Source organism: Ruegeria sp. H6, assembly GCF_056532975.1.
Genome location: NZ_JBQFOA010000015.1, coordinates 67,817 through 94,019 on the forward strand (window position 1 = coordinate 67,817; position 26,203 = coordinate 94,019).

A 26,203-nucleotide genomic window follows, 5' to 3' on the forward strand; every position below is an offset into this window, starting at 1 on the left:
CTAGGTGATCCAATGAATGAGGCTTTCGACAAGCCTAGCCTAACGACGGTGACCTTGTGCCAATTTAGAAGCCGCTCACGTAGGTCCCAATCTGCCAATGGATTCCTTCTTTGTCGGTTCTTGGTGGATAAGATCGGACTACCCAACAAGGTTTGATTGGCGGGCGGCCAAAAGCTCCCAGATCTCCGACATAACCTTGCCCATCGCTTTGTCACGCCGACGTACAGCGAATATCTCAGTGTGCCGAGGCGGGAAACCATCGACGTTCAAGGGAATCAATTCGCCCGCGTCCAGTTCCGCTTGCATCAAGTGTTCTGGGACACCGCCCCAACCCAGGCCAGCCTTGATAATCGACTTCTTCGCCTCAAAGTCCGACACGATCCAGTGTTGGCCGCCAGATAGAACATCTCTGCTTTGATCGAAATCCTTGCTACCGCTTCCGGCCACAATAACCTGAGTATAGCCCTGCATTTCTCGTTTGGAACGCACGCCCCGTCTCTTGGCGGCGGTAAATTCGGGGCTTGCAACAGGTCGGATCGTGATCGAGCCAAACGGGAGTGTTTCGACCTCGTCGATCGGAACGTCTTGAAGCCCCGCTATGATCATATCAGCACCACCATCCATCAGCCTTGCGAGGGGCCCACCCATCATCTCGGAGGCAACGTTGATGTTTGTTCCGGGATAGACCTGCCTGACTCTGGCCAAGAGATCGAGGACAGGTTCCAGCGACATAGTTGCAGTAATTGCGATGGAAACCACTGGCTCTTGAGCACTTCGCAGTCCAGCGACAACAGATTTTAACGTGCTCACTTGCTCCAGCACCCGCGCTGTTTCCCTGAAAAATATCTCACCTTCGGGTGTCAATTCCGGTCTGTAACTGTCCCGAGAGAACAGGTCGAACTCCAGTTCCGCCTCCAGTTTCCTGATTTGATGGCTGACGGCTGACTGGGCCTTATTTAGGCGCTCTGCTGCAGCACGAAAGGTTCCGGTGGCGACAATCGCATCCAGGGCGACGAGTTGATCTAAGGTCATGTCGATCTCATATGATCTGTTTTTTAGATCATTATACTGAGAAATCGATATTATCAATTGTCCCTCATGGCAGCTACTTCAGGTTCACACCCAAGAAAGGAGCCTGAAATGAAACTCTATTACAAACCCGGCGCCTGCTCACTGGCCAGCCACATCATGCTGTACGAGGTCGGAGCCGAATTCGAGATCGAAGCTGTTGACACCAATGCCGGATTGACCGCCAGCGGAAGCGACTACCGCGACATCAACCCCAACGGCTATGTGCCTTCGCTGACGATCACTGGCGACGAAACCCTGAGTGAAGGCGTCGCCATTCTTCAGTACATCGCAGACAACAACGCAGAGCGCGCCTTTGCCCCCGAACCTGGCAGTATTGCGCGCGCAAGGGTGCAACAGCACCTCAACTATGCCGCTGCCGAATTGCACAAATCATGGGGCCCGCTTTTCGCCAGCAATGCGACCGCAGCAGAGCAGCAGGCCGCCGAGACAAAAGTTCGGTCGAAATTCGACTATCTTGAAACCGTTTTGTCCGATGGCAGGGCGTTTTTTGTGAACGAGACCTTTTCAGTCGCGGATGCCTACACATTTGTTCTGGTCAACTGGGCGAACTTCAAGTCCATTGACCTGTCGGGCTGGCCGCATCTTGCAGCCTATGTCGCGCGGATTGCCGAACGTCCGGCTGTAAAATCGGCGTTTGCCGCGGAAGGGCTGGCATGATGGCACAATCGGAACACCCCGAAATCCAAGAGCTGATGAAAGGTTACTTTGACGGTCTCTATCACTCTGACAGCAATGTGCTGAGGGCCGTTTTCCACAAAGACCTTGCTTATGTGAACGGCACCTCTGGCACCTACGAGTTCATGGGGTTGGAGGCCTATATGCAAAGGATCGACGGGCGCACCCCGCCCGCCTCGCGCGGCGACCCCCGACAAGAGGTGATCGAACGGGTCGCACTCAAGGGTGATCGCATTGGTATTGTCGAGGCTCGAATGACCATGATGGGGCGGAACTACCAGGATCTTCTGACACTGATCAACACAGGCGACGGCTGGCGTGTTCTGACCAAGGTCTTCTCGTTCGTCGAGCGAAAGGAATAATCCGATGCCTTATGTGAATATCAAAGTAACGCGGGAGGGCGGCCCCGAGGGTAAAGGCCCGTCTGCAGAAGAAAAGGCACGGCTTATCTCGGGTGTCACTGAACTGCTTCAGAAGGTCTTGAACAAAAATCCCGCGACGACCTTTGTGGTGATTGAAGAAGTCCCGCTTGAAAACTGGGGTATGGCAGGCCGTTCAGTCCGCCATATCCGCGCCAAGATGTCCTGAACTCTCTTCGATACCCAAAACCAAAACTGTCGGTGCGCCTGATGGCGCACCGGTTCAGAAGAAATATCTCAGGGACAACCCGAAACACTATTACTTGCGCAGGGGCAGCCCGACCTTACCACAGGCTAGCGCGGGGCTGACACCCGATGTTTTTTCAGCTTTCACACTCAATTGGATCTAATTTGAGAAGATAGGGCATTCTCTCTTGAATTTGCGTGAAAGTTGGGAGCAGGGACATGCTTGACCTCTATTTTTGGATGAGGAATGGCGGGAAGCCAATTGCTTCCCGTAGATTGCCTTGGACATCACACTCTTCATGACCAAGCACCAGTAGAGGCAGCCTTTACCGCATAGTCATTAAAATCGCGCGGCGCTCGGCCTAGGGCACGTTGCACGCCATCGGTGAGGTAGGCGTTATGACCGTCCAGGGTTTCGCGGGCGATCGCTGTAAAGACATCGGCGACAAAATCGTCTCCGACTTGAGCGACATTAGCGTGGAAGTCTTCGAAGGTGATCGGCACGTACTGAACAGGACGCCCTATAGCTTTGGTCAACGACGACGCCATCTCGGCGAAGGTCATGAGGCGCGGCCCAGTGACTTCGTAGCGTTCGCCCATATGCCCGTCTTCAGTCAACGCCGCAACGACCACATCAGCGATATCGTCAATGTCGATGATCGGCTCAGCGATGTCACCGCCGGGCATGGGCAACACGCCGCCAAGGATCGGGTCACGTAAATAACCCTCCGAAAAATTCTGCGCGAACCAGGCAGACCGCACGATGGTGAACCCAACACCCGAGTTGCGGATCACCTCTTCGCCCTTAGTGGCGAAATGTTCGCCCCTGCCGGACAGCAAAACGATGTGCTGCAGCCCGGTGTCCAAGGCCACCTTAGCGAAGGCTTCCAACTTTTCGATGGCACCAGGGAAGGCCAGGTCAGGGAAATAGGTCACATAGGCTTTGGAAACGCCAGTCAGGACCGGCGTCCAGATCGTTGGGTCCTCCCAGTCAAACGGCGTGTCCGAGCGGCGTGCGCCACGGCGAACCGGTAGGCCTTTCGCTTCGAGTTTCCTGGCGACGCGTGATCCGGTTTTTCCGGTGGCGCCGATGACAAGGATTGGCTGGTTAGTCATTTTTGCATCCTCCGAAAGCTAAGCCGCGCTTGCGCGGACTTGGCCGACCAGGATCGACCAATCCATGCCCAGGGCACCGTAGACATCCCAGGCCTGGTTGCTTGCATTGTCGGCGAGGATTTCGATCATCAGGCTGGCACCATCGGCGACAACAACCCCGGCCTGGGTCAGGCGGACCAAAGCGGTCTCGCGCTTTGTCATATTGAAGGTGCCGCTGGCATCTACAGCGACATAAGCCTCAAACCCCTCGCGCACCGCCCTCATTGCAGGAAATGCCGCGCAAACTTCGAGGGAAAGACCCGCGAAAATCAGCTTGCTCCGCCCGGTTGCGCGAATGGCCTCTTCAACCCTTGGATCGTCCCAGGCATTGACCGTTGTGCGGTCGATAAAAGTCTGGTCAGGCAGAGCATCCTGCAGTTCAGGAATGGCAGGCCCCCATAACGTCTCTGACGAGGTGGTGGTTGTGACAATCGGCAGGCCAAGCGTCTTTGCAGCTTTTACCAGACCGACGATATTGTGTTTCAGATCGGCAATCGAATAGTCGCGGATGCCTGTCATCAGCCCGACCTGATTGTCGACAAAGACGACGGCGGCATTGTCACGGGTCAACGGTTCGGGGTTGTGCAAAGGGGTCATGTTCTTCTCCTTTCTGGATGGGTCTATGGTGATGATGATTTCAGTCGATTGATCCGAGGCGACCGGACCGATAGGCCGCCTCGACTGCATCAAGCTCTTCCGTGCTGCCCATGGCGAATGGACCTCGTTGGACAAAGGCCTCGCGAAGAGGTTGGCCCCGGAACAAAACGACGTGGGCGCCCTCCTCCGAGGACAATGAGATGTCCGTGGCCTCGGCGAATGCGATAGCCATCCCGGGCTGCAGATCGGTAGATCCTGTATTCCACGTCACGCGGGTGGTGCCCTTGATGGCGAGGATCCAGGCGTTGTGGTCATTGATGCCCGTATGAGTAAACTGGCCACCCGGTTTTATGTCGACATCAAGTAGCGTCAGCGGATTGTCCGGCGCAACAGCCCTTTGAAATCCGTCGCATTCACCAAGAACAAGCCGCGCGGTGGCCCTGTCGCCAGCAATCCGTGGAATGTCCTTGGCTTTCACGTGAAATGCGGCAGGCGCGTCATGCCGGTGCTCTGCGGAAAGGTTGACGAAGACCTGCAGCGCATGGGTCCTGGCCCCGGGGCGGACGGCTTCGTTGTGCATTGCCCCGCTCGCTGCCTTAAACCAAAAAAGATCACCGGGTGCCAGATCGAGGTCATTGCCAAGGGAGTCGCGATTGTGAAACGTGCCTTCGCTGTCCTGGAACATAACCGTCAAGGCAGACAGCCCGGCATGGGCATGTGTCCCGAAGGTGGGCTGCGTCATGATGAAATGATCCACCATGATCAGCGGGTCCATCAGCCCCCGGAAGTCTGAGTACTGATAGCTTTGGGCCTGAAAGCCGTCGCCAATCGTCAGCGGACGACCGCCGCTTTGGGCATGGGTTTCGCAAGGGACGCCTGCGAGCTTGTCGATGGGTTGCGTGTTCATGTCAGTTTCTCGCTTTTGTTGGATTGATAATATGAGCGAGACAATTGAACGAAAATCAGCCAAAATCAGAACCTATCGTTCTATCAATGGAACAACGAGGAAGATCAGGATGGATCTCAACGACGCATTCTACTTTGTTCAGGTTGTTGAAAAGGGCGGCTTCTCCGCCGCGGCGCGATCGCTGAACGTCCCGAAATCTCGCCTCAGCCGCCGTGTGAGACAGCTCGAGGATGACCTCAATGTCCGCCTTTTGCAGCGAACATCGCGCATCGTAACAACGACAGAGGTTGGCAAAGAATACTATCGCCATGCCAGAGACGCGTTAGCACGGTTCGAGATCGCCGAGACCGCCGTCCGACGCAAAACCAACATCATTGAAGGCACCGTCACAGTGTCTTGTTCTGTGGGCATGGCGCAATTCGGTCTGGCTCAGATCCTGCCTCGCTTCTTGCAGGACAATCCCGGCGTGACGGTGGTTCAGCGGGCGTCAAATCAGATGGAGGATTTGATCAAGGGCGGCATCGACGTGGCCATTCGCGGCCATTTGGACACTCTGCCGGACTCAAGCCTGATCCAGATGCGGTTGGCGCGGGTGGAATGGCACCTGTTCTGTTCGCGTGAGTTCAATGACACTTTGGATCAATGTGGCGATCCTACTGCGCTGGCGGATCACCCGGCCTTGGTCCTTGGTCGGCCTGGAAAAACACACCAATGGGTACTAACGGACGGAGATGGGCAAACCGCATCGGTTCCGTGCCGCGTGCGGTTCGCGAGTGATGACATGTCGACGCTCAAGAAAGCGGCGGCTTCATCCTTGGGGCTTGTTGCCCTTCCAGCCTATGTTTGCCGATCCGAAGTGGAAGCCGGTTCGCTTGTGCGGGTCCTGCCGGGTTGGACAGCGGGCCGCCCGCAGATCAGCCTCTTGATGCCATCACGTAAAGGCATGCTGCCGGCATTTAAAGCGCTCCTAAGTTTCTTGAAACAGGAATTGCCGACCGTTCTGGCTAGCGATCTACCTGCAGCGGCATAACAAATTATCAATCGGTCGCAGTGCACTCGAATTGCACCTGTGCACTAAAACGGTGCAAATCAGTTCATCGACTTTCAGAGTATATGGGTTATTCCTCCCAAGGCTGTTTCCATTTCACCTCACATCCTTCCATAGTTGCGACTTCTGTATCACCCTAGGTCGCTGCGTTCGCCTGCATGACAACCGGCCCATTCCGGCATTGGGGTCTGCTCCGGGAGAGGGCAGGATAGTACGTTAACGCCGAAAGCCCTGTCCGAAAGAGGATCGTTCTGTGTTACTGTTGCTCGCCACATTGAAGCACAGGAAAATAGGCGACTTTCATGTGTCATTTAGCAGGTACGAAAAAATCTCAGAAGGCCCACCGCATCCGCACACCTGCCGTTCGCCGGTGCAGTTTCGACCGGCAATGACGCGGGACACAGCCGCCATTTGCTCATGCAGCTATTGCTGACGCAGCATCCGCTGGCAGGTGAAGCACACTTTTCGCCGCGTTGCAGCCGATGTCGCCGGAGCGGTCATTCAGGTGCATAGATTTGGCTGGAAACGAAACTACACTTTCGCGGTGAGACAAGTCATTACGATCTTGTACTCAGAGCATTCGCTGACCGTCTCTGAGGCGCCGGAAAACCTCACAAAGTCGCCATCACGGCCGTCGCCCGCAAGCCTGTGATCATTGCCAGCGCTCTCGTCAAGTCAGGTCAGGAGCGGTCATCGCAAACCGCTGGAGAGATACAGTTGCTAGCCACAAACCGATTTGGCAGCTGCTTCGACGGCATCCTCGACCGTCGGCATAGGAGCAGCGGCATCTATCACGATAGCGCCTTCATTTTTGAGCGGCCGCTCCAGATTTGCGAATTGGGCATCCAGCAAAGATGCTGGCATAAAATGGCCCCTGCGCGACGCCATACGCTGTGCAATGGCATCGCGACCGGCATCTAGAAATATGAACTTTAAATGCCCCACGTGGGTGCGAAACAGGTCACGATACTGCTGTTTGAGGGCAGAGCAGGCCAGAACGACATGCCCCTGACGTCGGGCGGTTTCAGCGGCCTCACACAATGCATGAAGCCACGGCAATCGCATCTCATCATTGAGCGGGATACCCCGTTTCATGGCCCTTCGATTGGCGTCCGAATGGTAATCGTCGGCTTCAATGAATTGAGCGTCCAATCGCTCCGCGAGACTGCGTGCGATAGTGGTTTTGCCAACACCGGACACGCCCATAACAATAAAGACATGATTTCGGGTGGCCTTTGGGGGTTCAACCATAAGAGTGCAATTCAAATGAGTAGAGCGCGGGCTTGATCCGGGAGCAACGCATCCGGACGTTCGCAAGCAGTGACCATATCGATCCAGCGTCGTTCTTCAGCGGACTGAAGGATTGCGGTCATTATCTCGACCACGTGAGTCGCTAGTTCCAAGCTGCAACGATGCGGCCTTCCCGTGGCGACGGCCACGGCCATATCCGCAAGTCCTGCACAGCGGTAGTTGGCACGGTCATTCCCTTGCCCGTCCTTGGCATTGGGGATCTCAAATGCATGATTGCGAGACGCAATAGCGGTAGTATCGCCGTCCTGCTTGGCTAGATAAACCTCTCCTCCAAAGAAATTTGGATCAGGAAGGTACAGCGAACCGTCAGTTCCATAAAGTTCCATATTCTCATGGCGATGGGCGCAAACATCCCAACTTGCGCCAAGGGTGATCAGCGCGCCGTTTTCGAATTCAAGTACGGCGTGAATATTGGTCGGCGTGTCCACAGGCACGGTTTCGCCCTCGCGCGGGCCATTGCCGATGGTGCGGCTCGGAAAGCTGGCCGAAGCCATGGCTGTCACCGCTTTCACCGGCCCAATGAGTTGCACCAGGTTGGTCACATAGTAGGGTCCTAGATCAAGAATGGGCCCGCCACCGGGCTGGAAAAAGAAGTCCGGATTGGGGTGCCAAGCCTCCATTCCGCGCGACATTACGTGACAGGTACCACCGATGATGTCCCCGACCAGATTTTCGTCAATGGCCGCACGAGCAAGTTGATGGGCACCGCCTAGGAAGGTGTCCGGCGCCGACCCGACGCGCAGACCTTTTTCCGCCGCAAGGCTCCGCAGGGCTTCGCCTTCTTCCAGGGTCAGCACAAAGGGCTTTTCGGAATAGGCGTGCTTGCCTGCCTCTAGAGTCCGTTTGGTCACATCGAAATGCGCCGCCGGGATCGTCAGGTTGACGATAATCTCTATGTCATCGGCAGCCAGCAGATCGTCGATCGTATCGGCGCGAACCGAAAACTCTTCCGCTCGCAACTTGGCGGCATCCATGTTCAGATCGGCAACCGCCCGCACCTCAAGCGCCTTAAAGAGCGGCGCGAGCTTGAGGTAAGAGGTCGAGATATTGCCGCAGCCGATGATGCCGACACCAACAGTCTTCATGTCTGTGATCCCTCAAAATGCCTGAACGGTGGCCAGCGACCGGGTGGCCATGCGGACATGGTCATTGGGGTTGTCATGTTCGATGACGTAACGCTCGACCCCGGCGGCATCCATGGCCTGCTTGATCGCGGGCCAGTCCATGATGCCGTGACCCACATCGGCCCAGCCGCTTTCATCGGCATTCTCGCCTTCGGGCGCGCGGTCCTTGACATGCACGGTGGTGATGCGGTCGGCATATTTCGTCAGCCATTCCGCCGGATCGTGACCGGCCACTTTGACCCAGGCCAGATCAAGCTCAAGCATGATGTCATCAGAGGCTGCCGCGATGATATCGAGCGGCATTTGCCCGTCAACGGGCACCAGCTCGAAATCGTGATTGTGCCAGCCGTATTCCAGCCCGGCAGCGATGATCGGCTCGCCCGCCTTGGCCAGACGCGTCGCGAAGTCCTGCCAACCGGCCAATGTGGTCGGGCGCTCGGCAGGCGGGATGAAGGGCACGATCACCGATTTGATCCCAAGGGCCTTGGCAATCTCGATCGCCTTTTCGGGCTCGTTTTCGACCAGATCAGGCGCGAAATGGCCCGTCGGCATGGTCATGCCATGCGTCTCGAGCAATGCTTTGGTCTTGGCCAGGTCTTCATAGTAAGGGCCGACGCCTTCGACCTCTTTTACGCCCAGCTCTTCAAGCATCTTGAAGGTTTCTCCAACGTCCCAATTGCGCGACGAATAGAGCTGATAGGAAATAGAAGGCATGATCTGTCCTTTTAGATCAGGTTAAGGGTTGGCCATTCGGCCCTTTTTGGGATTGGAAAGCGCTTAGAGCCGCAATTCCGATTGAATATCGAAGAGCGAGGATTGTGACAGGTCGAAACCAAGTCGCAGTTTCTCACCGACCTTCACATCGGCCTGCCCCTCCATGCGCACGCGGAAATGGTTGCCCGCAACAACACAATCCACGAGCTTGTCTGAGCCAGTTGGTTCAATCAGGTCGATATCCACGTCGATCTGATAGGGCGCGTTCTGCACAAGCTCTCCGGTGACCACATGTTCGGGGCGGATACCCAAGGTCGCAGGGCCTTCGACCGAACCTTCCGTAGAGAATTCGTAGCCGGACAGCGGGATCTTCTGCTCGCCCACTTCGAAGTGACCGTCCTTGATCTGGCCATCCATGAAATTCATTGACGGCGATCCGATGAAGCCCGCCACATATTTGTTGACCGGGCGGCTGTAGATTTCATCAGGGGACGACAGCTGCATGATCTGACCGCCCCGCATGATCGCGATCCGATCGGCCAGCGTCATCGCTTCGATCTGGTCGTGGGTGACGTAGATCATGGTGTTTTCGAGGTTCTGGTGCAGGCGCTTGATTTCGACCCTCAGATCCGCGCGTAGTTTCGCATCGAGGTTCGACAACGGCTCGTCAAACAGAAATACATCGACGTCGCGCACCAACGCACGCCCGATGGCCACACGCTGACGCTGACCACCGGACAGGGCGGCAGGTTTGCGTTTCAAAAGCGGCTCGATTTGCAGGATTTCCGAAGCGCGTTTGATCCGCTCGGCGATCTCAGCCTTTGGCAGGCCCGCATTCTTAAGGCCGAAGGACAGGTTCCCCTCGACCGTCATCTGCGGGTAGAGCGCATAGGACTGGAACACCATACCGATGCCACGTTCGGACGGCTCGGCCCAAGTAACGTTCTGACTGTTGATGTGGATCTGCCCTGCTGAGATATCCAGCAGGCCTGCAATACAGTTCAACAGGGTGGACTTGCCGCAACCGGACGAGCCTAGGAGCACCAGGAATTCGCCCTTTCCGATATCGAGATTGAGGTCTTTGAGGACTTCAACTGATCCAAACCGCAGGTCGAGATTTTTGATTTCTACTGAGTTTTCCATGATGTTCAGCCTTTCACCGCGCCTGCGGCGATGCCGCGCACAAAGAGTCTTCCCGAGACGAAATATATGGTCAGTGGCACCAATCCGGTGAGGATCGTAGCGGCCATATTGACGTTGTATTCCTTCACGCCTTGGGTCGTGTTGACGATATTGTTCAGCGACACAGTCATCGGATAGCTTTCCGGGCCGGTGTAGACGACGCCGAACAGGAAGTCGTTCCAGATGCCTGTCACTTGCAGGATCATCGCAACCGTGAAGATCGGCAGGGACATGGGCACCATGATGCGGAAATAGATGCCCCAGAAGCCCGCCCCGTCGACGCGTGCAGCCTTGAACAGCTCTTCAGGCAGCGACGTGAAATAGTTGCGGAACAGCAGCGTCAGGATCGGCATCCCGAAGATCGTGTGAACAACGACCAACCCCGATAACGATCCGTATAGGCCAATCTCGCGCAGCATGATCACAATCGGATAGAGCATCACCTGATAGGGGATGAAGGCGCCAAAGATCAGGATGGTGAAGAACAAATCCGCGCCTTTGAACTTCCAGTTGGCCAAAGCGTAGCCGTTCACCGATGCGATGATAATCGACAGGATCACCGAGGGGATCGTGATCTGGACCGAATTCCAGAACCCAGTACTGAGACCGTTACAGGTCAGACCGGTACAAGCCTCGGACCACGCTTTGACCCAGGGCTGAAAAGTCACCTCCATCGGCGGGGCAAAGATATTGCCCATCCGGATTTCCGGCATGCCTTTCAGCGACGTCACGATCATGATGTAGAGCGGCAGAGCGTAGTAGGCAGCCACTACAAAGAGCGTGCCGTAGAGAAAGATATTGCGTCGCGAGAAGGCCTTTTGCGGTTTTGGCCCATGTGGGCCGGTGAAAGCGGAAGCGGAAGTATCAGCCACGGTTCTTGCCTCCAAACTCGAGGATAGCCCAGGGGATCACGATGATTGCGACCGTCACCAACATCATGGTCGAGGCAGCAAAGCCCTGACCCAAATTGTTGGCCTGGAACATCATGTCATAGACGTATTTGGCGGGAACTTCGGTGGCGATGCCCGGACCCCCGCCCGTTTGCGCCACGATCAGGTCATAGAGTTTCACAATGCCCGTCACCACCAGTACAAGGGTCGTGATAAAGACCGGGCGCATCATCGGGATGACAATGAAGATATAAGTTTTCCAGGCGGGGATACCGTCGACACGGGCCGCCTTCCAGACCTCTTGATCGATACCGCGAAGACCGGCGAGCATCAGCACCATAACGAGCCCGCTACCCTGCCAGAGGCCGGCAATGAGCACGCCGTAAATCGCGATATCGGGCGTATAGAGCGGGTCGAAGGTGAAGCTTTCCCAACCCAGACCACGCACGATATTTTGCACGCCAAATTCCGGGTTCAGAATCCATTGCCAGACCAGACCGGTGACAACGAAGCTGAGCGCGTAGGGGTAAAGGATGACGGTGCGAATTGTATTCTCAAATCGGATCTTTTGGTCAATCAGCGCAGCCAAAATGAAGCCGATCACAAACATCAAAACCAGCATACAGAAGCCATAGATGGCAAGGTTCTCGATTGAAACGAGCCATTTACGCGTGGCCCACAAGCGTTCGTACTGATCTAGGCCAACCCACTGCAAACGCGGCAGAAGACCGGAATTGGTAAAACTGTAAACGACAGTCCAGATCGTGCCGCCAACAAAAACAAAGAGTGCGGTCCCGATCATCGGGATTGCTGCAATTTTTGCCGATTTGTTGCGGAACAACTGGTTCGGGCGTGTTGATGACATGATCTTTCCCCCGCGCTGACCTGCATCCGAAATGCCGCGCCAAACACCTGAATAACGCCGGCCCGCGTATTCGCGGACCGGCCTAAGTTGCAGATTACTGCGCTGTCGCGATGATGCTCGCGAATTGAGCCTGCGCATCCTCGACTGTGATAGATGAGTCAGCGAAGAACTCAATGAACAACGTGCTGATCTGGTCCGCTGTGTCAGGAGTGACCAGTTGAGCTGTGTCTGGCAGAATTGCACCATCAGCCAGAAGGGCCAGGCCCTTTTGCATGCAGTCATTGGCTGACGACAAATCGATGTCACCACGCACCGGTAGGGAACCTTTAGCGAGGTTGAACGCAACCTGCGTGTCCGGACGGAGCATCAGAGCTGCAAGTTCGGACTGTGCTGCGATCTGCGCCTCATCCGTCAAGACTGGGAAGTAGAAAGCATCGCCGCCCGTGCTAAGCAGCTCGGTTACACCGAGACCCGGCAGACAGGTATAGTCGACCCCCGCAACTTGTTCGGCAACGGCGAATTCACCCTGAGCCCAGTCTCCCATGATTTGGCCGCCAGCCTGGCCGGTGATAACCATGTTGGTTGCGTCGTTCCAGTTCTGAATTGTGGAATTGGCCGCCATATCGCGGGCATCCGCAGCTGCCGCGAAAACACGTGCAACTTCGGGTCCCGCCGCAACGTCCGCATCCTTGTCGTCATAAACAGCAAGGAACACGTCATTGGGCACCAAGGCAGCAAACAATGTGTTGAACAGTCCGCGCTGCTGCCAGCCTTGCTGACCCAATGCAAGCGGGAGCTTGCCAGCCGCTTCGAGCGCACCGGCGGATGCAACGAATTCATCCCAGTTGGTCGGCACGTCGAGGCCTGCATCTTCATATGCTTTGTGCGACAACCAGAGCCACTGCCAAGAGTGGATGTTGACAGGCGCGCAATAGATTCGGCCGTCAACCGTGCAAGAGTCCAGCAAGGATGATGGGTTTATGGCATCTCTCCAACCCTCTGCTTCGGCAATGTCAGTAATGTCGCGAAGAAGTCCGGCCTCGATCAGCTCTTCGGCCTGACGACCGTGGTTGAACTGGAACGCGCCCATTGGGTCGCCACCTGTCAGGCGGCTCACCATAACAGCGCGCGCGGCGTCGCCTCCAGCGATCGCGCCATCAACCCAAGTATTGCCCGTGGCATTAAAGGCATCGGCGAACTGCTGGACCGCTACGGCCTCACCGCCCGACGTCCACCAGTGCATAACTTCAAGCTCAGCGGCAGAAGCGCTGGATGCGGCGACAATCGCCGTTGCTGACATCAGCATTTTAGTCCGGTTCATGGTTTCCTCCCATCTGAAACGTTATAGAAAAACTCCTATAACGTTATAGATTGTCCTTGCAAGTGTTTTTTTGCGCCCCCTATACTTGGTGTATGGCCATTTGTAGACGAAGGCGAAACAAGGATTCCCAAATATGTTTAGGTCTGTCTGAGGTGTAAAACTATGAAACGAAGTGCAGATGAAATCACTGGATTGAGCAAGAATGAGCTGTCGGCACTGGTTCACCCAGGAGAGCGACCGACCTTGAAGACCATCTCGCGAATCAGCGGTCTGGCCGTCGCAACAGTCTCGCGCGCGCTGGGGGATGCTCCGGATATCGGCAGCGACACCAAAGAGCTTGTCCGTAAAATCGCCGATGCGGTGGGCTACGTCCCAAACCGTGCCGGCGTCCGCCTCCGGACCGGTCGAACAAATGTTATCACTCTCGTCGTGCCCGCAGAGGGAGATGTCATCAGCAGTGCAACCCGGCTCACGAGTTCGATCGCACTTGAGTTGCGCGGGACACAGTTTCACCTTAACGTTTTGCCATGGTTTCCGGACGAAGATTCTTTGCGTCCGATCAAGTATATAGTCGAAACCAGATCAGCCGATGCGGTCATCTTCAACATGATCGAACCGGAGGACCAGCGCGTCGCCTATCTGATGGAGCGCAAGTTTCCATTTGGCACCCACGGGCGCTCGAAATGGTGTGCCGATCACGCCTATTCCGACTACGACAACGCTGCTTTCATGCGCATCGCGCTGAACCGGCTTGCAGAGCGCGGTCGCAGAAACATCCACGCAATTCTGCCGCCGCTGCATCAGGCCTATGCCACGGACATGAAGCGCGGCCTGGTTGAAACCGCGCCGCGCCTGAATCTGAGCTATCGGATTGCCGAGAAAATATCTAGCGACGATTCTTCCGATGACATCCGGCATTGGCTGATGAACAGGATTGAAAAGTCACCTGATATCGATGCCGTAGTCTGCGCTTCTCCCAAAGTGGCCATTGCGGCCATCGTTGTTCTCGAAGGCATGGGGCGCGAACTGGGCAAGGACATCGATGTGTATTCGAAAGAAACCGTGCCATTGCTTAAGACCTTCCGCGACGAAATCCTCGTCGAAACTGAAGATGTAGGTAAGAGCGGCCAATTCCTCGCGAAGGCTGTCATGAGGCAACTTATCGAACCCGATGAGCCGTTGATGCAACGGCTGGAAATTCCATCTGGACACTAACAACCCATCGTAAGGAGAAACCGATGGCATCTCAAATCAAAGGGCCCGCTCTTTTTCTGGCTCAATTCGCGGGCGATGACGCGCCCTTCAATTCACTGGCCGAGATCGCTCGCTGGGCTGCAGGGCTGGGCTACAAGGGCGTGCAGATCCCAACCTTCGACGCACGTCTGTTCGACCTTGAAAAGGCCGCGACGAGCCAGACTTATTGCGACGAGGTCAGAGGTTTATGCGCGGATGCGGGTGTCGAGATCACCGAATTGTCCACGCATCTGCAGGGTCAATTGGTGGCCGTGAATCCCGCCTATGACGAAGCCTTTGACGCCTTCGCGCCTGCGGCTGTGCATGGCAATCCCAAGGTACGGCAGCAATGGGCCGTGGATCAGATGTTGAAGGCCGCCGTCGCCTCAGAGCGGCTTGGCCTCAAGCACACGGTGAGTTTCACAGGGTCGCTGGCATTCCCCTATCTCTATCCCTGGCCGCAACGCCCTGCAGGCTTAATCGATGAAGCTTTTGCCGAACTAGGTCGCCGTTGGATACCGATCCTGAACCATTACAAGGATCACGGGCAGGATATCGGGTTTGAAATCCACCCCGGCGAAGATGTCTTCGACGGCGCCACCTTCGAGATGTTTGTGGATGCCTGTGACGGCCATGAAGCGGCGATGATCAATTACGACCCGTCGCATTTCCTGCTGCAGCAACTGGATTACCTGCAGTTCATCGACCTCTATCACGACCGCATCAACGCGTTCCACGTCAAGGATGCCGAGTTCAATCCGACCGGGCGTCAGGGCGTCTATTCTGGCTATAAGGGGTGGACGGATCGCGCCGGGCGGTTCCGGTCGCTTGGCGATGGCCAGGTCGATTTCGCGGGCATCTTCTCGAAACTGACCCAATATGGCTATGACAGCTGGGCCGTTCTTGAATGGGAATGCTGCATCAAATCACCGGAACAGGGTGCGGCCGAAGGAGCGCCCTTTATCGAGAAACACCTGATCGAGGTGACCGGAAAAGCCTTTGACGACTTCGCCGGCGCAGAGCGCGACGATGCGCAAATCAAACGGATGCTAGGACTATGAAAAAACTAAAACTTGGAATGGTCGGCGGCGGCCAAGGCGCGTTCATTGGCGGTGTCCACCGCATCGCCGCGCGTATCGATGGCAAGTGGGATCTGGTCGCGGGCGCGTTGTCATCCAACCCCGAACGCGCGGCGACCTCGGCTGTGGAGCTGGGCATCGCGCCGGAGCGGTCTTACGACAGTTTCGAAGTCATGGCCGAGCAGGAAGCTGCACGTGAAGACGGGATTGATGCAGTTGCGATTGTGACGCCAAACCATATGCATGCAAGCCCGACGATCGCGTTTTTGAATGCTGGGATTAACGTGATCTGTGACAAACCCCTTGCCGCGACACAGGAAGATGCTGAGGCAATCAAAGCTGCCGTGGACACTTCAAATGCAAAATTCATCCTCACTCATAATTACACAGGTTACCCTCTCATGCGGCAAGCCCGAGAGATGATTGTACGTGGAGATCTGGGGAAAATACGTGTGGTTCAGGCTGAATATGCCCAGGATTGGCTTACTGAGGACGCCCAGAACAAACAAGCCGACTGGCGCACTGATCCATATCGCTCTGGGGCCGGCGCAATCGGTGATATCGGCACGCACGCCTTCAATCTGCTCTCTTTCGTATCGGGGCTTGGTACGGAAGCGCTGTGCGCAGACCTGCATAGTTTCGTAGATGGGCGTAAGGTCGATGACAATGCCCACATCCTTCTACGTTTGGATGGTGGTGCCAAGGGTATGATTTGGGCCAGTCAAGTTGCCGTTGGTTGCGAAAATAGCCTGACATTGCGCATCTATGGCGATAAAGGCAGCATTGAGTGGAACCAAGAGAACCCAAATCAGATGAGTTTCACCAGATTTGGGGCGGCCACACAAATCCTCACACGGGGCGGCTCTCATTTAGGCGATGAAAATGACCGTTGGACGCGCATCCCTCCTGGGCATCCCGAGGGGTATCTAGAGGGGTTCGCCAATCTCTACAGTGACGCAGCCGATCTTATCAGCGAATCTAGCGATGGGCTTCTCCTCCCAGGGATTGACGCTGCTATGAACGGGATGTGGTTTATCGCAGCGTGTCAGGCAAGCTCCAAAAATGACGCGTCTTGGGTGCACAATAAATCAAACTAAGGCTTTAAGTGCTTGGGGTAAGCTAAATTGCAGCCGTTAGAATATATATAGCGAAAGCCCGCTTCGTCTCGCGTTCTGTAAATTACCGCCTTAAAAAATGCTGCGTCGCTCACGAAGGGTCGAAATCGCTGCTGCACCGCGTCATGGAATTTCGTGCTTGTGCAGAATATTTGCCACTGCGCGCACTCGCTGCATGAAATTAAAATGACAGGCATGGGGCTCTTTCGACACCTTCGCCTCGTTTTGCATGAATAGCGGTTCTCGCTAACGTACTATCCTGCCCCCTCCCGGAACAGACTCCTCACCCTAAGTCGCTGCGTTCGCCTGCATGACAACCGGCCCATTCCGGCATTGGCCATCCTTCTATCGCTGCTCTGCAGCTTCCCCAAAACAATCCTTCCGCAAGCCCCGTTTTAAGCCCCCTCTTCATAGCGCTTCCGTTCCGCATCGGTCGCATCGCGCCACTCCGCGCGAAGGAGGTCCATTCGCCGAGGAATACTGTCTTCAAGGACCTCTGCCTCAACAATTCGTTCTGTCCGAAAGTAACGAAAGCCTTCTCGCATCTCACACCATGCGGCAATGATGCGGCTGGTGTCCCGATAACCCAGAAGTATCGGCCAGATCACACGGTGGGTCTTTTTGCCTGAGTTGTCTGAGTACTTCAGGTCTATCTTTTTGCGACGCCGAATGGCCAGACGAACGGCGGCGGCGCCAAGAACCTCGTCCGGCTGAGCGACGGGCGCTACGCTGACGGCCGGCTGAAGAAACGATGTCCGGTACTTGTCTGGTGCAACAGCTTCCAGCTTTGTGATCAGTTTTTCAGCCGCCAGCGCTAGCTCGGGCTCGCCTCGGGTTTGAACCCAAAGAACTCCGAGTGTCACCGCCTCGATCTCGTCCGGGGTCAGCATCAGCGGCGGCATGTGAAAGCCGGGCTCCAACACATAGCCCACCCCGGCCTCGCCATTGATAGGCACGCCTTGACCGATCAGCGCAGCGACGTCGCGATACACTGTGCGCTTGGTCACGCCCAACTCTTCTCCAATGGACTGGGCCGAGATCGGGCCTTTGGTACGTCTCAGAATCTCGATGACTTCAAAAAGCCTGTCTCCACGCCGCATGTGATCTCCTTTCGATCGAACAGACCATACTGACACTATGCTGACAACACGCTGTCAGCATAGGCGCGGTAGAAGCAGGAAAGACATCAAAAAAAGGAGATCAGAACATGAGACGTTTCATTGCCATCGCCCTCGCCGCAGCCCTGCCCACAGCACTTTTTGCGGAGTCGGCGGAGCAGCGGGGGACTGCGCCGATCATGGCCATGGGCGCCTATGTGCCGACCGACGACATGGAGCGCTCGGAAGCTTTCTATCGCGCCCTATTCGACAGCGAACCTGCAATCGGGCTACCGGATTTTGTGGCCTTTGAGGTGGCGGGCGGATGGTTCGCAATCGTGTCCCGGGACAAATACGCACCTGGGTCTGAAGCGGGATCGGGCGCAGTCCCTTACCTGCAATCGGCCGATCTGGAAGCCATGCAAGCCCGCGCCACGGTCGCCGGTGTAGCTACGCCCAAGATCATCAAAGAACCGGGTATCCAGCTGCTCAAGATCACCGATCCCAACGGTCAGTTGATCGAGTTTTTCAGACTGACCGGTCAGTGACCCTCACAGTACTCAACGCAATCTCACAGGACATTGCATCATGCAGATGAACTACTTCGTCGTTGGGACCAACGACATGGGCGCCGCAACGCGCTTCTATGACCAACTTTTTGAGCAATCGGGCGTCGAGCGCGTCTCGCCCAGTGACAGAATGACATACTGGCTTGGGCCTGGTTTTGCATTCGCAGCGGCCATCCCGTTCGACGAAAAACCGGCCACAAATGGCAACGGAATCATGGTTGGGTTTAGCGTTGGATCTTCTGAAGAGGTCCAGAGGCTGCACGCTCTGGCCATCGAGCTCGGTGGCAGGAGCGAAGGCGCACCGAGCCAACGTGGTCCACGCTTCTCGGCCTATGTTCGGGACCTGGACAGCAACAAGATTTGCTTCTCCGCCTGAGGCAGGTCGGAGCAGCCCTCTTGCCTTAATAGGACCTACCTCGATTGGATCTTGACCTGCGTTGGGTATCTCAATGAAGTTCGCGTGGCTCTGGATCGTGCTCAAAATGATGCGCCACCTGAACACGCAAAAGCGATTTCTAGGATAGGCCTAGCAATAATTTCTGGTTGATGCCATTGAAGGCCCCGAAACCAAAGGTGTGGCAAACAGCATGGCGCAAACGAGCACATGACAAAAATCACCTTCACGCGCCTATCCGAGATTGCGGTCGAGAATATTGCGGAACATATGTCCGATCCAGTTCTGACTCTGCACATGCCTTTGCTCCAAGGCAATTGGGATGAGCGGCGCTCAGCTGACTTCGTGGCAATTAAGGAAGATAAGTGGGCGCAAGACGGGTTGGGCCATTGGGCAATTCTGGCGGACGGCGCCTATGTGGGATGGGGCGGCTTTCAGCGCGAGGGTCCTGACTGGGACTACGGCCTCGTGCTGAAAACCTCGGCCTTCGGTTTGGGGATGAGGATCACCGCGCAGGCACTAGAATTCGCGCACGGCGACCCGAGAATCCCATCCGTCACACTCCTGCTTCCGCCCACCCGCACAAAACTAGGAGCTCTAAAGCGCATGGGCGCAGAGTTTGAGGGCGAGATGACATACGATGGAGCACAATTCCGAAAATACCGCCTTGCAACAAGTGCGGCTTGAGACCGGTCCGAAGGTGGTGAGACATCACAGGTCGCGCAGGTGCGCGGCCTACTCAAACAAAAAAGCGCAAATGGAGCTTGGTTCAAACTCAGCTGAAAGACCAATCCCGATGTAGAGCTCGCAAAAAAATGGAACGAACTCTGCGCGCGATGCAAGTACTACTTATGGAAGCTTTGTAGAATTCAACTGAGTTCTCGGACTTCGCGGTCGCTTCAAGCAACCTGCCTTCTTTCGACACCTATCTTTCGCATCTGACCCGGTGGCATCTGGAACACGCGTTTGAACGCTTTGTTGAATGCAGGTTCGGAAAGATATCCTATGTCAGCAGCGATTTGCGAGATAGGCCGATCTGTTTCAGTTAACCGTTCTCGCGCCAGATACATGCGCCAGGTCGCCAAATACTGGATTGCCGGAACGCCGACCAGTTCAGTAAACCGTGCTGAGAAAGCGGATCGCGACATTCCTGCGATCTTGGCAAGCGACTCGACCGTCCAGTCTGCAGCAGGAGCGCGATGGATAGCGACAATCGTGCGACCAATTTGGGCGTCTCTGGCTGCCTTCAGCCACCCGCGGTTCGCATCAGGTGCATTGTTGAGCCACCGACGAATGGCCTCAATGACGACCACGTCGGCCAGACGGGTGATAACCGTCTCGCCACCCGGCCGAAGTTCACGTGCCTCTTTCGCGATGAACTGCAGTGTCGCCTGCAACCAGCTTCCTGCGTCCTGTTCCCAAGGATCGATCTTGAAAACATCGGGAAGCAAACTCATCAACATCCCACTTGCCGCGTGATCTATTCTGACCAAGCCGTACATGATGCCAGTCTCGGCGCCACCGCCACCGTACTCCAGCGTTTCATAAAGCTCGGTTACTTTTTGTATGGGCAGCTCTTCCAGTGTCAAAAGAGGCGTGTCTTCCGAGCTGAAGAAACCGATCGGTGCGCCATCGGTCATCAGTACCAAATCGCCCTTCTCAAGTTCAAACGGATCACCGTCACCAACCTGCATGAAGCAACGCCCATGCGTGATGACCGCAAAGCTCAATATGTCGGGAAAGCCCGGTATGGAAACACCCCAAGGCGCGGACATGCGAGACTGGCAGTAGAAGGTGCCGGTTAGTTTCAAAAGATGGAGGATCTCCCCGAGCGGATCGCCAATCGGCTGCGCGAGCGCATCAGGGTCGGGGACGTGATGATCAATCTGGTTCATGTCCCAATCTTGATGGGAATTAGGGTGTTCGTCTATAGCTTCTGGACGATTGGACAATTATTGAGGATTTTCAAGAATAGTTCGTCTCATTTTGTTCCTTATGTTCGGGTCATCAACTGAATTCATGGAGATGATCAATGACAACCCAATCCATTCTCGTACTTGGCGCTACAGGCAAAACCGGATCTCGCATTGCAAAGCGTCTGGAAGAAAAAGGTCACACGGTTCGGCGCGGGTCGCGCCGTAGCGAGACCCCCTTTGACTGGGAAAAACCGGACACTTGGGACGCCAACTTAGACGGCGTTTCGGCCGCCTACATTTCGTACTTTCCGGACATCGCCTTCCCAGGCGCGGTCGAGCAAGTTGAAGCTTTCACGTCTCTGGCGCGAAAAAAAGGACTGCAGCGTGTTGTCCTGCTGACGGGGCGCGGAGAGTTTCACGCCCAGCGAGCAGAAGAAGTAGTTCGAAACTCCGGCGTACCGTTCACGATCGTACGTGCTGCATGGTTTGCCCAGAACTTCTCGGAGGGTGCCCTGCTTGATCCGGTGATGGCGGGCACCTTGCCCATGCCCGCGGGCGATGTACGCGAACCCATTGTCGACGTCGACGACATTGCTGACGTTGCAGTCGCGGCGCTGACAGAAGAGGGACACGACGGCGAGCTTTACGAAGTTACAGGACCGCTTCTCATGACATTTGCCGAAATGGCGGTGGAACTTTCGCGCGCCATGAGCAGGACGGTGCAGTACGTGCCGATTTCCTTTGAAGCCTTCCATGCGGAAGTCAAAACCGCGAATGGTGAGATGATCGCGGATGTCATCACGGACATTGCACGGGAGACGCTTGATGGACGCAATGCGAACCTCGCAGACGGTGTCCAGCGCGCGCTCGGCCGCACGCCTCGCGACTTTGCTGAATTTGCAGAAAAAGCCGCGATGTCAGGGGCATGGACCAAAGCCGCTTGAGGCAAGCCAGCAAATGATGGAGACGACCGTGACAATTGACTTCAAACACAGACTTGTCCTTGGCTTTTCCGGTTTAGTGGCAGCCAGCATTGGTCTGGCGATCACACTTGATCCGCAGGCCTTCTACACCGGCTACGGCATAGCATTGACGCCGCAGCCAAACCTCATGAGCGAATTGCGCGCACCTGCAGCCAATCTCGCAGCACTTGGCCTGATCATACTGGCGGGTGCTCTTTACAAGAATTTGGCGCGCTCAGCTGCTTTGCTTGGAACAACCGTTTTCTCGGCTTTTGCCGTGGGGCGCATAATCAGTCTGGTCCTCGATGGTCGGCCATCTGCCGGCGTTCTGGCTGCGCTCGGACTAGAGGTTGTTCTTACGCTGTTGTGTGCGTGGGTTGTGGTCCAAGAGAGGCGAAAGAAAGCAGGGAACATACCTCAAGTTACGGCATAGCCTGACGAACTACACCACTGATCTTGGGTATACGGCCATCCGCTACTGGCGATCGGGTGGCCGCATCATTCTCTGTGCCGCAGGGTGAATTTACTTTAGCCTGGACTTCGGGGGGTGAGTTAAGATTTGAAAACCCTCGTCAGGTGATGGCGGTACAAAACGCCGCGCGATACGTCGAAACTGTTCATCGGTTGCGGCAAAGGCATGGGCGCCTTCTTTGTTGCGCCCGTGCAGCCTGTCCAGACAGACCTCATCCGGTACATCCAGAAAATGGAGTATCTGCGCCGCCCCTGTACCTTTGATCAGCCCACGCGCCCACCTTCGGTTTTCGAGGGTATTTGCCGGGAAATCGAGGACGACCGAAACCCCGGCGACCAGCATTGATGTTACATGTGGGCCCATGATCTGACCAAGTTTCGATGCGCATCTCACATAGTCCTGTAGTGAAGACATCTCGTCACCAAACAGGGCGCTCAGCCATTGATCTTCGGATATGAGAACTGCTGAATTTTGGCGCGACAGCTCCGCCGCCAGAGTGGATTTTCCGGAAGCGACTTTGCCGCACAGCAAGTGGAGTGTTGGGACCGCGTGTGACATTGAGGTTTCCTATGTGTTTCTACTTGTCTGATCGCCTAACCGCGCCGCAAGCTGGTCGAATACCAGTCGGATCCGCTTTGCGGTGTGCAATTCCGAGTGCGTCGCTAGCCAAATCGGAAACCTGAAGGGCTCGCGGTCTGGCAAGACTCTCTCAATACCGGGTGTTAATGCGGCTATATCATCCGACATCACACTGACACCAAATCCGTGACGCACCATCTCCCACGAAACGATCCCGCTTTGCGAACCGATCCGGAAGTTCTGCCTTGTGACGTCGATGCCGGCCGGGTTTAGAAAGCCGATCATTGTGTCCACATCTCCAAACCCAACGAAGTCCAGCTTGGCGAGGTCGTCTGCGTTTCTGGGGCGCCCAACATGGTCAAGATACGAAGGTGCCGCATAGAAGTTTGCTGTTGCCTCCGCCACTAGCTTTGCGATCAGATCGGGTTGCGTCGGGCGTACATGTCTGATGGCAATATCGGCTTCGCGCCGCTGAATATCACGTATATCATTTGCAGCGACAACATCGATCTCAAGACGTGGCGCCGCAAGCCTGATCTGCTTCAGGATCGGCGGTAACTGAAACGCTGACATCACGTCGGACGCGGTTATCCTGACTTGCCCTTCGATAGCTTGTGACTGGCTTGTCGCGGTCAGTGAGATCCTGCTCGCAACATCTGCCATTTCCCGGACGTGCAACAAAAGCTCGGTGCCGGCAGCTGTCAGTTTCAGCGATTTACCAACCCGTTCAAACAAGGTGATGCCGAGTGACTGCTCCAGGTTGGCAACCTGGCGACCTACTGTAGGCTGAGTTTGCTCAAGCACACGTGCCGCCGCGGAAAACGAGCCTTCTTCCGAGGTCGCGAGAAAAGACCGCACCTGGTTCCAGTCGAAGTTGATGGCCTTCCAATTCATGCATTTATGCATAACAATTCTGCGAACTTTGGCAATTCCATAAGGCCGCGTTTGAAAGTATCGGGTGCATCAACCACCTATTAAAGCGAGAAATACAATGGCTACTTTGTCCAAGGACGCCGCATTCTGGAGCAAGATATCGCGCAAGTACGCTGCTGATCCTATCCGGAACATGGAAGGATACCTGAACACGCTCGAGCGCACGAAGTCTTATCTTAAAGCGGAAGACAACGTGTTGGAAATTGGCTGTGGGACGGGTTCAACGGCGCTTCTACTTGCGCCGCACGTTGCCCATGTTACCGCGACGGATCTTGCGTCAGGTATGATCGAGATTGCCAATGAAAAGCGCGCGGAAGAAGGATTGGAAAACGTCACCTTCAAAGTGGCCGAAATTCTTGAGCATAGACTTGATGAGGGATTGTACGATGCAATTCTGGCACACAACCTGCTTCACCTCGTGCCTGACCTCGACGATACGCTCGTGCATATATTTTCATTGACGAAACCCGGCGGGGTTTTCATTTCGAAAACCGTTTGTGCTCCAGAGAATTGGGGCGTCAAATATGCGATGATCCGTCGGATCGCGATCCCGATCATGCAGGCTCTTGGGAAAGCGCCTTTTGTCAACTTCATCTCAGCGCAAGTACTCGAGCAGAAATTTGTCACCGCCGGCTTTGAGGTAATAGAGACCTCGGATCAGGCCGGAATGCTGCCTAGTCGATATGTCGTTGCGAAAAAGCACTGAGTACGTTGCAACCAAGTTTCGAGACGCTAAATACAAACGCCCAAATGGAAAACAGATAGGGATTTCAATCGCTTTGTAAATATCTGTAATTACCTGTTGTCTCGCTGAGTGAACCAGATTGCATGAGGCCTCCACGGGCTTCCAGTGGGGTACAAATCGCGGTCATAACTTTGCCCATGGGTCGGTCACTTCTTCGAATTGTAATAATCTCGGTATGCCTGGACGGGAAGCATTCAACGTTTAATAGGACGAGTGCACCGGACGCAAGGTCCTCACTCATCATATGTTCTGGGATGCCTCGGGCACACCACTCAAAAGGATCGGTCCAACGCACAGCCAACCACAAAACAATCGTGATGTCAGTTGCTGACGTCAAAAGGTTGCAGTGAGATCCGAATGTTAGTCTATGCCAAAAACTCTATCAGTTTGTCAGTCCCCTTGCACATTTAACGCGCAAAAGTAACTCATTTTGCTTTTTACATTCGCCCCAACTCAAAATCTCTATTATAACCGATAAGTATCCCTTATCAAGTATAATTGATTTTGCGGGAAAATGGGCGCAGAGTGGGCCGTATGAGCACCCCTGAGCCCTATCTCCCCGCCCCCTCCCCTGCCCTGTCGCAGTCTGACCAGGACGCCCTGACCGATCTCTATGTCCGCGGCACACCCGCCAACACGCTCAGGGCCTATGAGCGCGATTTGCTCTATGTAACGGCCTGGAAGGCAGCACGGTTCGGAGTGCCGTTGGACTGGCCCGAGAGCGAGGCCACAGCGCTGGCCTTCATTCTCGATCACGCCCGCGATCTGGGAGATGCCGCGCCCGAGGATGTCGCGCGTCAGAGTGCCGAGATGTTGATCGCGCAAGGGCTACGCAAGTCCCTCGCCTGCCCGGCCCCTTCTACGCTGGACCGGCGCATCGCCTCCTGGCTGGCCTTTCATCGAATGAAGAACCTGACCAGCCCTTTTGATGCGCCGCAGGTGAAGCAGGCCCGTGCCAAGGCGCGCCGCGCCGCCGCCCGGCCCCCTGCCCCAAAATCGCAGCAACCGATTACCCGCGATGTGCTCGAGCAGTTGCTGTCCACTTGTCGGGGGTCCCGGCGGGATTGCCGCGACCGCGCCATCTTGATGCTGGGTTGGGCTTCGGGTGGTAGACGGCGCTCGGAGATCACCGGGTTGATGTTTGAAGACGTCTCGCTGAAGGAGTTCGACGAGAAAAGCCTGGTTTGGATTTCACTGCTGGAGACCAAGACGACAACCAAAGGTGAAACGCCGCGGCTGGTGTTGAAAGGCCGCGCAGCCCAAGCGCTGGCCCATTGGATCGAGGTGGGTGAGATTCAGGACGGCCCCTTGTTCCGGCCTGTTTCAAAAGCCGATCGGGTGTTAACCCGCCGCCTCAGCCCGGATGCCATCGCGCAGATCGTCAAGCGTCGGGCGAAACTGGCGGGCCTGCCGGACGGGTTCGCTTCCCCCCATGGGCTGCGCTCGGGCTTCCTGACCCAGGCCGCGCTGGACGGCGCCCCGATCCAGGCCGCGATGCGCCTCTCCCTGCATCGCTCCATGGCCCAGGCGCAGAAATACTACGACGATGTGGACATCGCGGATAACCCGGCGACTGATCTACTGGGGTGAGTAGTTACTGACTATTTAATAATCCCCGCTTGA

Annotated in this window: 29 protein-coding genes; 14 read left to right on the plus strand and 15 right to left on the minus strand. The window is 55.7% G+C overall.

Annotated elements, in window-relative coordinates; translation table 11 throughout:
• Nucleotides 1-138: 138 nt before the first annotated feature.
• Nucleotides 139-1,032 carry a LysR family transcriptional regulator gene (locus tag ACR0AG_RS19605; RefSeq protein WP_170642003.1) on the minus strand — a complete coding sequence of 298 codons (894 nt, stop codon included), beginning with the start codon at nucleotides 1,030-1,032 and terminating at the stop codon, nucleotides 139-141.
• Nucleotides 1,033-1,140: 108 nt separating this feature from the next.
• Here ACR0AG_RS19605 and gstA point away from each other — a divergent pair, with 108 nt between their 5' ends.
• From gstA to ACR0AG_RS19620, 3 genes are read left to right on the plus strand one after another with little or no spacing between them, the layout of a single operon-like run.
• Entirely contained in the window at nucleotides 1,141-1,749 is a 609-nt protein-coding gene (gstA, locus tag ACR0AG_RS19610; RefSeq protein WP_170642001.1) for a glutathione transferase GstA, read from the plus strand.
• Nucleotides 1,749-2,129, plus strand: coding sequence for a nuclear transport factor 2 family protein (locus ACR0AG_RS19615; protein ID WP_170642061.1), 381 nt, complete (start codon nucleotides 1,749-1,751; stop codon nucleotides 2,127-2,129). The genes gstA and ACR0AG_RS19615 overlap by 1 nt, the downstream gene beginning before the upstream one ends.
• 4 nt (nucleotides 2,130-2,133) lie before the next feature.
• Complete coding sequence (locus tag ACR0AG_RS19620) at nucleotides 2,134-2,355, plus strand: tautomerase family protein (RefSeq protein ID WP_170642000.1); 222 nt, start codon at nucleotides 2,134-2,136, stop codon at nucleotides 2,353-2,355.
• A gap of 314 nt (nucleotides 2,356-2,669) precedes the next feature.
• Here the strand turns inward: ACR0AG_RS19620 and ACR0AG_RS19625 are convergent, their stop codons facing one another.
• Genes ACR0AG_RS19625 through ACR0AG_RS19635 form a run of 3 tightly spaced genes read right to left on the minus strand, consistent with a single transcriptional unit; the run spans nucleotide 2,670 to nucleotide 5,031 of the window.
• A complete protein-coding gene (locus tag ACR0AG_RS19625; protein ID WP_170641998.1) occupies nucleotides 2,670-3,488 on the minus strand; it encodes an NmrA family NAD(P)-binding protein in 819 nt (272 codons plus the stop codon).
• An 18-nt stretch (nucleotides 3,489-3,506) separates the two neighbouring features.
• Nucleotides 3,507-4,124: an isochorismatase family protein gene (locus ACR0AG_RS19630; RefSeq protein WP_170641996.1), complete on the minus strand. Its 618-nt coding sequence runs from the start codon at nucleotides 4,122-4,124 to the stop codon at nucleotides 3,507-3,509.
• Nucleotides 4,125-4,164: 40 nt separating this feature from the next.
• Nucleotides 4,165-5,031, minus strand: a complete 867-nt coding sequence (locus ACR0AG_RS19635) for a pirin-like C-terminal cupin domain-containing protein (RefSeq protein ID WP_170641994.1) — start codon at nucleotides 5,029-5,031, stop codon at nucleotides 4,165-4,167.
• Between ACR0AG_RS19635 and ACR0AG_RS19640 the strand changes: the two genes are divergently transcribed.
• Nucleotides 5,030-6,061 (plus strand): LysR substrate-binding domain-containing protein, encoded by a 1,032-nt coding sequence (locus ACR0AG_RS19640; RefSeq protein WP_480841978.1) that lies wholly within the window; start codon nucleotides 5,030-5,032, stop codon nucleotides 6,059-6,061. The two genes, ACR0AG_RS19635 and ACR0AG_RS19640, sit on opposite strands and share 2 nt — an antisense overlap.
• Nucleotides 6,062-6,799: 738 nt before the next feature.
• On the opposite strand, the gene ACR0AG_RS19645 is transcribed toward ACR0AG_RS19640, so the two are convergent.
• The 7 genes from ACR0AG_RS19645 to ACR0AG_RS19675 all read right to left on the minus strand — a co-directional run bounded on the left by ACR0AG_RS19645 (nucleotide 6,800) and on the right by ACR0AG_RS19675 (nucleotide 13,486).
• The gene (locus ACR0AG_RS19645; protein WP_170641990.1) at nucleotides 6,800-7,330 is read right to left on the minus strand and encodes a gluconokinase; all 531 of its coding nucleotides are present in this window, start codon (nucleotides 7,328-7,330) and stop codon (nucleotides 6,800-6,802) included.
• Nucleotides 7,331-7,341: 11 nt separating this feature from the next.
• Nucleotides 7,342-8,475, minus strand: a complete 1,134-nt coding sequence (locus tag ACR0AG_RS19650; protein WP_170641989.1) for a Gfo/Idh/MocA family protein — start codon at nucleotides 8,473-8,475, stop codon at nucleotides 7,342-7,344.
• A 12-nt stretch (nucleotides 8,476-8,487) separates the two neighbouring features.
• Nucleotides 8,488-9,228, minus strand: a complete 741-nt coding sequence (locus tag ACR0AG_RS19655) for a sugar phosphate isomerase/epimerase family protein (RefSeq protein ID WP_170641987.1) — start codon at nucleotides 9,226-9,228, stop codon at nucleotides 8,488-8,490.
• Nucleotides 9,229-9,291: 63 nt separating this feature from the next.
• A complete protein-coding gene (locus ACR0AG_RS19660; protein ID WP_170641985.1) occupies nucleotides 9,292-10,371 on the minus strand; it encodes an ABC transporter ATP-binding protein in 1,080 nt (359 codons plus the stop codon).
• A gap of 5 nt (nucleotides 10,372-10,376) precedes the next feature.
• The gene (locus tag ACR0AG_RS19665; RefSeq protein ID WP_170641983.1) at nucleotides 10,377-11,282 is read right to left on the minus strand and encodes a carbohydrate ABC transporter permease; all 906 of its coding nucleotides are present in this window, start codon (nucleotides 11,280-11,282) and stop codon (nucleotides 10,377-10,379) included.
• Complete coding sequence (locus ACR0AG_RS19670; RefSeq protein ID WP_170641981.1) at nucleotides 11,275-12,165, minus strand: carbohydrate ABC transporter permease; 891 nt, start codon at nucleotides 12,163-12,165, stop codon at nucleotides 11,275-11,277. The genes ACR0AG_RS19665 and ACR0AG_RS19670 overlap by 8 nt, the downstream gene beginning before the upstream one ends.
• A gap of 94 nt (nucleotides 12,166-12,259) precedes the next feature.
• Nucleotides 12,260-13,486 carry an ABC transporter substrate-binding protein gene (locus ACR0AG_RS19675; protein WP_480725144.1) on the minus strand — a complete coding sequence of 409 codons (1,227 nt, stop codon included), beginning with the start codon at nucleotides 13,484-13,486 and terminating at the stop codon, nucleotides 12,260-12,262.
• A gap of 162 nt (nucleotides 13,487-13,648) precedes the next feature.
• Between ACR0AG_RS19675 and ACR0AG_RS19680 the strand changes: the two genes are divergently transcribed.
• From ACR0AG_RS19680 to ACR0AG_RS19690, 3 genes are read left to right on the plus strand one after another with little or no spacing between them, the layout of a single operon-like run.
• Nucleotides 13,649-14,701 (plus strand): LacI family transcriptional regulator, encoded by a 1,053-nt coding sequence (locus tag ACR0AG_RS19680; protein ID WP_170641979.1) that lies wholly within the window; start codon nucleotides 13,649-13,651, stop codon nucleotides 14,699-14,701.
• Between the two features lie 23 nt (nucleotides 14,702-14,724).
• The gene (locus ACR0AG_RS19685) at nucleotides 14,725-15,780 is read left to right on the plus strand and encodes a sugar phosphate isomerase/epimerase family protein (RefSeq protein ID WP_170641977.1); all 1,056 of its coding nucleotides are present in this window, start codon (nucleotides 14,725-14,727) and stop codon (nucleotides 15,778-15,780) included.
• Nucleotides 15,777-16,895: a Gfo/Idh/MocA family protein gene (locus tag ACR0AG_RS19690; RefSeq protein WP_480725143.1), complete on the plus strand. Its 1,119-nt coding sequence runs from the start codon at nucleotides 15,777-15,779 to the stop codon at nucleotides 16,893-16,895. Before ACR0AG_RS19685 ends, ACR0AG_RS19690 begins: the two co-directional genes overlap by 4 nt.
• 413 nt (nucleotides 16,896-17,308) lie before the next feature.
• Here ACR0AG_RS19690 and ACR0AG_RS19695 read toward each other — a convergent pair whose 3' ends face one another.
• On the minus strand, nucleotides 17,309-18,013 hold the full coding sequence (locus tag ACR0AG_RS19695) for a helix-turn-helix transcriptional regulator (protein WP_170641975.1): 705 nt from the start codon (nucleotides 18,011-18,013) through the stop codon (nucleotides 17,309-17,311).
• A gap of 107 nt (nucleotides 18,014-18,120) precedes the next feature.
• Between ACR0AG_RS19695 and ACR0AG_RS19700 the strand changes: the two genes are divergently transcribed.
• The 3 genes from ACR0AG_RS19700 (at nucleotide 18,121) to ACR0AG_RS19710 (ending at nucleotide 19,660) form a co-directional block, all read left to right on the plus strand.
• Nucleotides 18,121-18,558, plus strand: coding sequence for a VOC family protein (locus ACR0AG_RS19700; protein WP_170641973.1), 438 nt, complete (start codon nucleotides 18,121-18,123; stop codon nucleotides 18,556-18,558).
• A 40-nt stretch (nucleotides 18,559-18,598) separates the two neighbouring features.
• Nucleotides 18,599-18,955, plus strand: a complete 357-nt coding sequence (locus ACR0AG_RS19705) for a VOC family protein (RefSeq protein ID WP_170641971.1) — start codon at nucleotides 18,599-18,601, stop codon at nucleotides 18,953-18,955.
• A 228-nt stretch (nucleotides 18,956-19,183) separates the two neighbouring features.
• Nucleotides 19,184-19,660 carry a GNAT family N-acetyltransferase gene (locus ACR0AG_RS19710; RefSeq protein ID WP_170641969.1) on the plus strand — a complete coding sequence of 159 codons (477 nt, stop codon included), beginning with the start codon at nucleotides 19,184-19,186 and terminating at the stop codon, nucleotides 19,658-19,660.
• 212 nt (nucleotides 19,661-19,872) lie between these two features.
• Here the strand turns inward: ACR0AG_RS19710 and ACR0AG_RS19715 are convergent, their stop codons facing one another.
• Nucleotides 19,873-20,868, minus strand: coding sequence for an AraC family transcriptional regulator (locus ACR0AG_RS19715; RefSeq protein WP_170641967.1), 996 nt, complete (start codon nucleotides 20,866-20,868; stop codon nucleotides 19,873-19,875).
• Between the two features lie 137 nt (nucleotides 20,869-21,005).
• On the opposite strand from ACR0AG_RS19715, the gene ACR0AG_RS19720 reads away from it, so the two are divergent.
• On the plus strand, nucleotides 21,006-21,833 hold the full coding sequence (locus ACR0AG_RS19720; RefSeq protein WP_170641965.1) for an NAD(P)H-binding protein: 828 nt from the start codon (nucleotides 21,006-21,008) through the stop codon (nucleotides 21,831-21,833).
• A 13-nt stretch (nucleotides 21,834-21,846) separates the two neighbouring features.
• Nucleotides 21,847-22,284 (plus strand): DUF4345 domain-containing protein, encoded by a 438-nt coding sequence (locus ACR0AG_RS19725; RefSeq protein ID WP_480841972.1) that lies wholly within the window; start codon nucleotides 21,847-21,849, stop codon nucleotides 22,282-22,284.
• Between the two features lie 90 nt (nucleotides 22,285-22,374).
• Here ACR0AG_RS19725 and ACR0AG_RS19730 read toward each other — a convergent pair whose 3' ends face one another.
• On the minus strand, nucleotides 22,375-22,881 hold the full coding sequence (locus ACR0AG_RS19730; protein WP_170641961.1) for an ATP-binding protein: 507 nt from the start codon (nucleotides 22,879-22,881) through the stop codon (nucleotides 22,375-22,377).
• A 9-nt stretch (nucleotides 22,882-22,890) separates the two neighbouring features.
• Nucleotides 22,891-23,796, minus strand: coding sequence for a LysR family transcriptional regulator (locus ACR0AG_RS19735; protein ID WP_170641959.1), 906 nt, complete (start codon nucleotides 23,794-23,796; stop codon nucleotides 22,891-22,893).
• Between the two features lie 97 nt (nucleotides 23,797-23,893).
• On the opposite strand from ACR0AG_RS19735, the gene ACR0AG_RS19740 reads away from it, so the two are divergent.
• The gene (locus ACR0AG_RS19740) at nucleotides 23,894-24,541 is read left to right on the plus strand and encodes a class I SAM-dependent methyltransferase (RefSeq protein WP_170641957.1); all 648 of its coding nucleotides are present in this window, start codon (nucleotides 23,894-23,896) and stop codon (nucleotides 24,539-24,541) included.
• A 573-nt stretch (nucleotides 24,542-25,114) separates the two neighbouring features.
• Nucleotides 25,115-26,170, plus strand: a complete 1,056-nt coding sequence (locus tag ACR0AG_RS19745) for a tyrosine-type recombinase/integrase (RefSeq protein ID WP_170417862.1) — start codon at nucleotides 25,115-25,117, stop codon at nucleotides 26,168-26,170.
• Nucleotides 26,171-26,203: the final 33 nt, after the last annotated feature.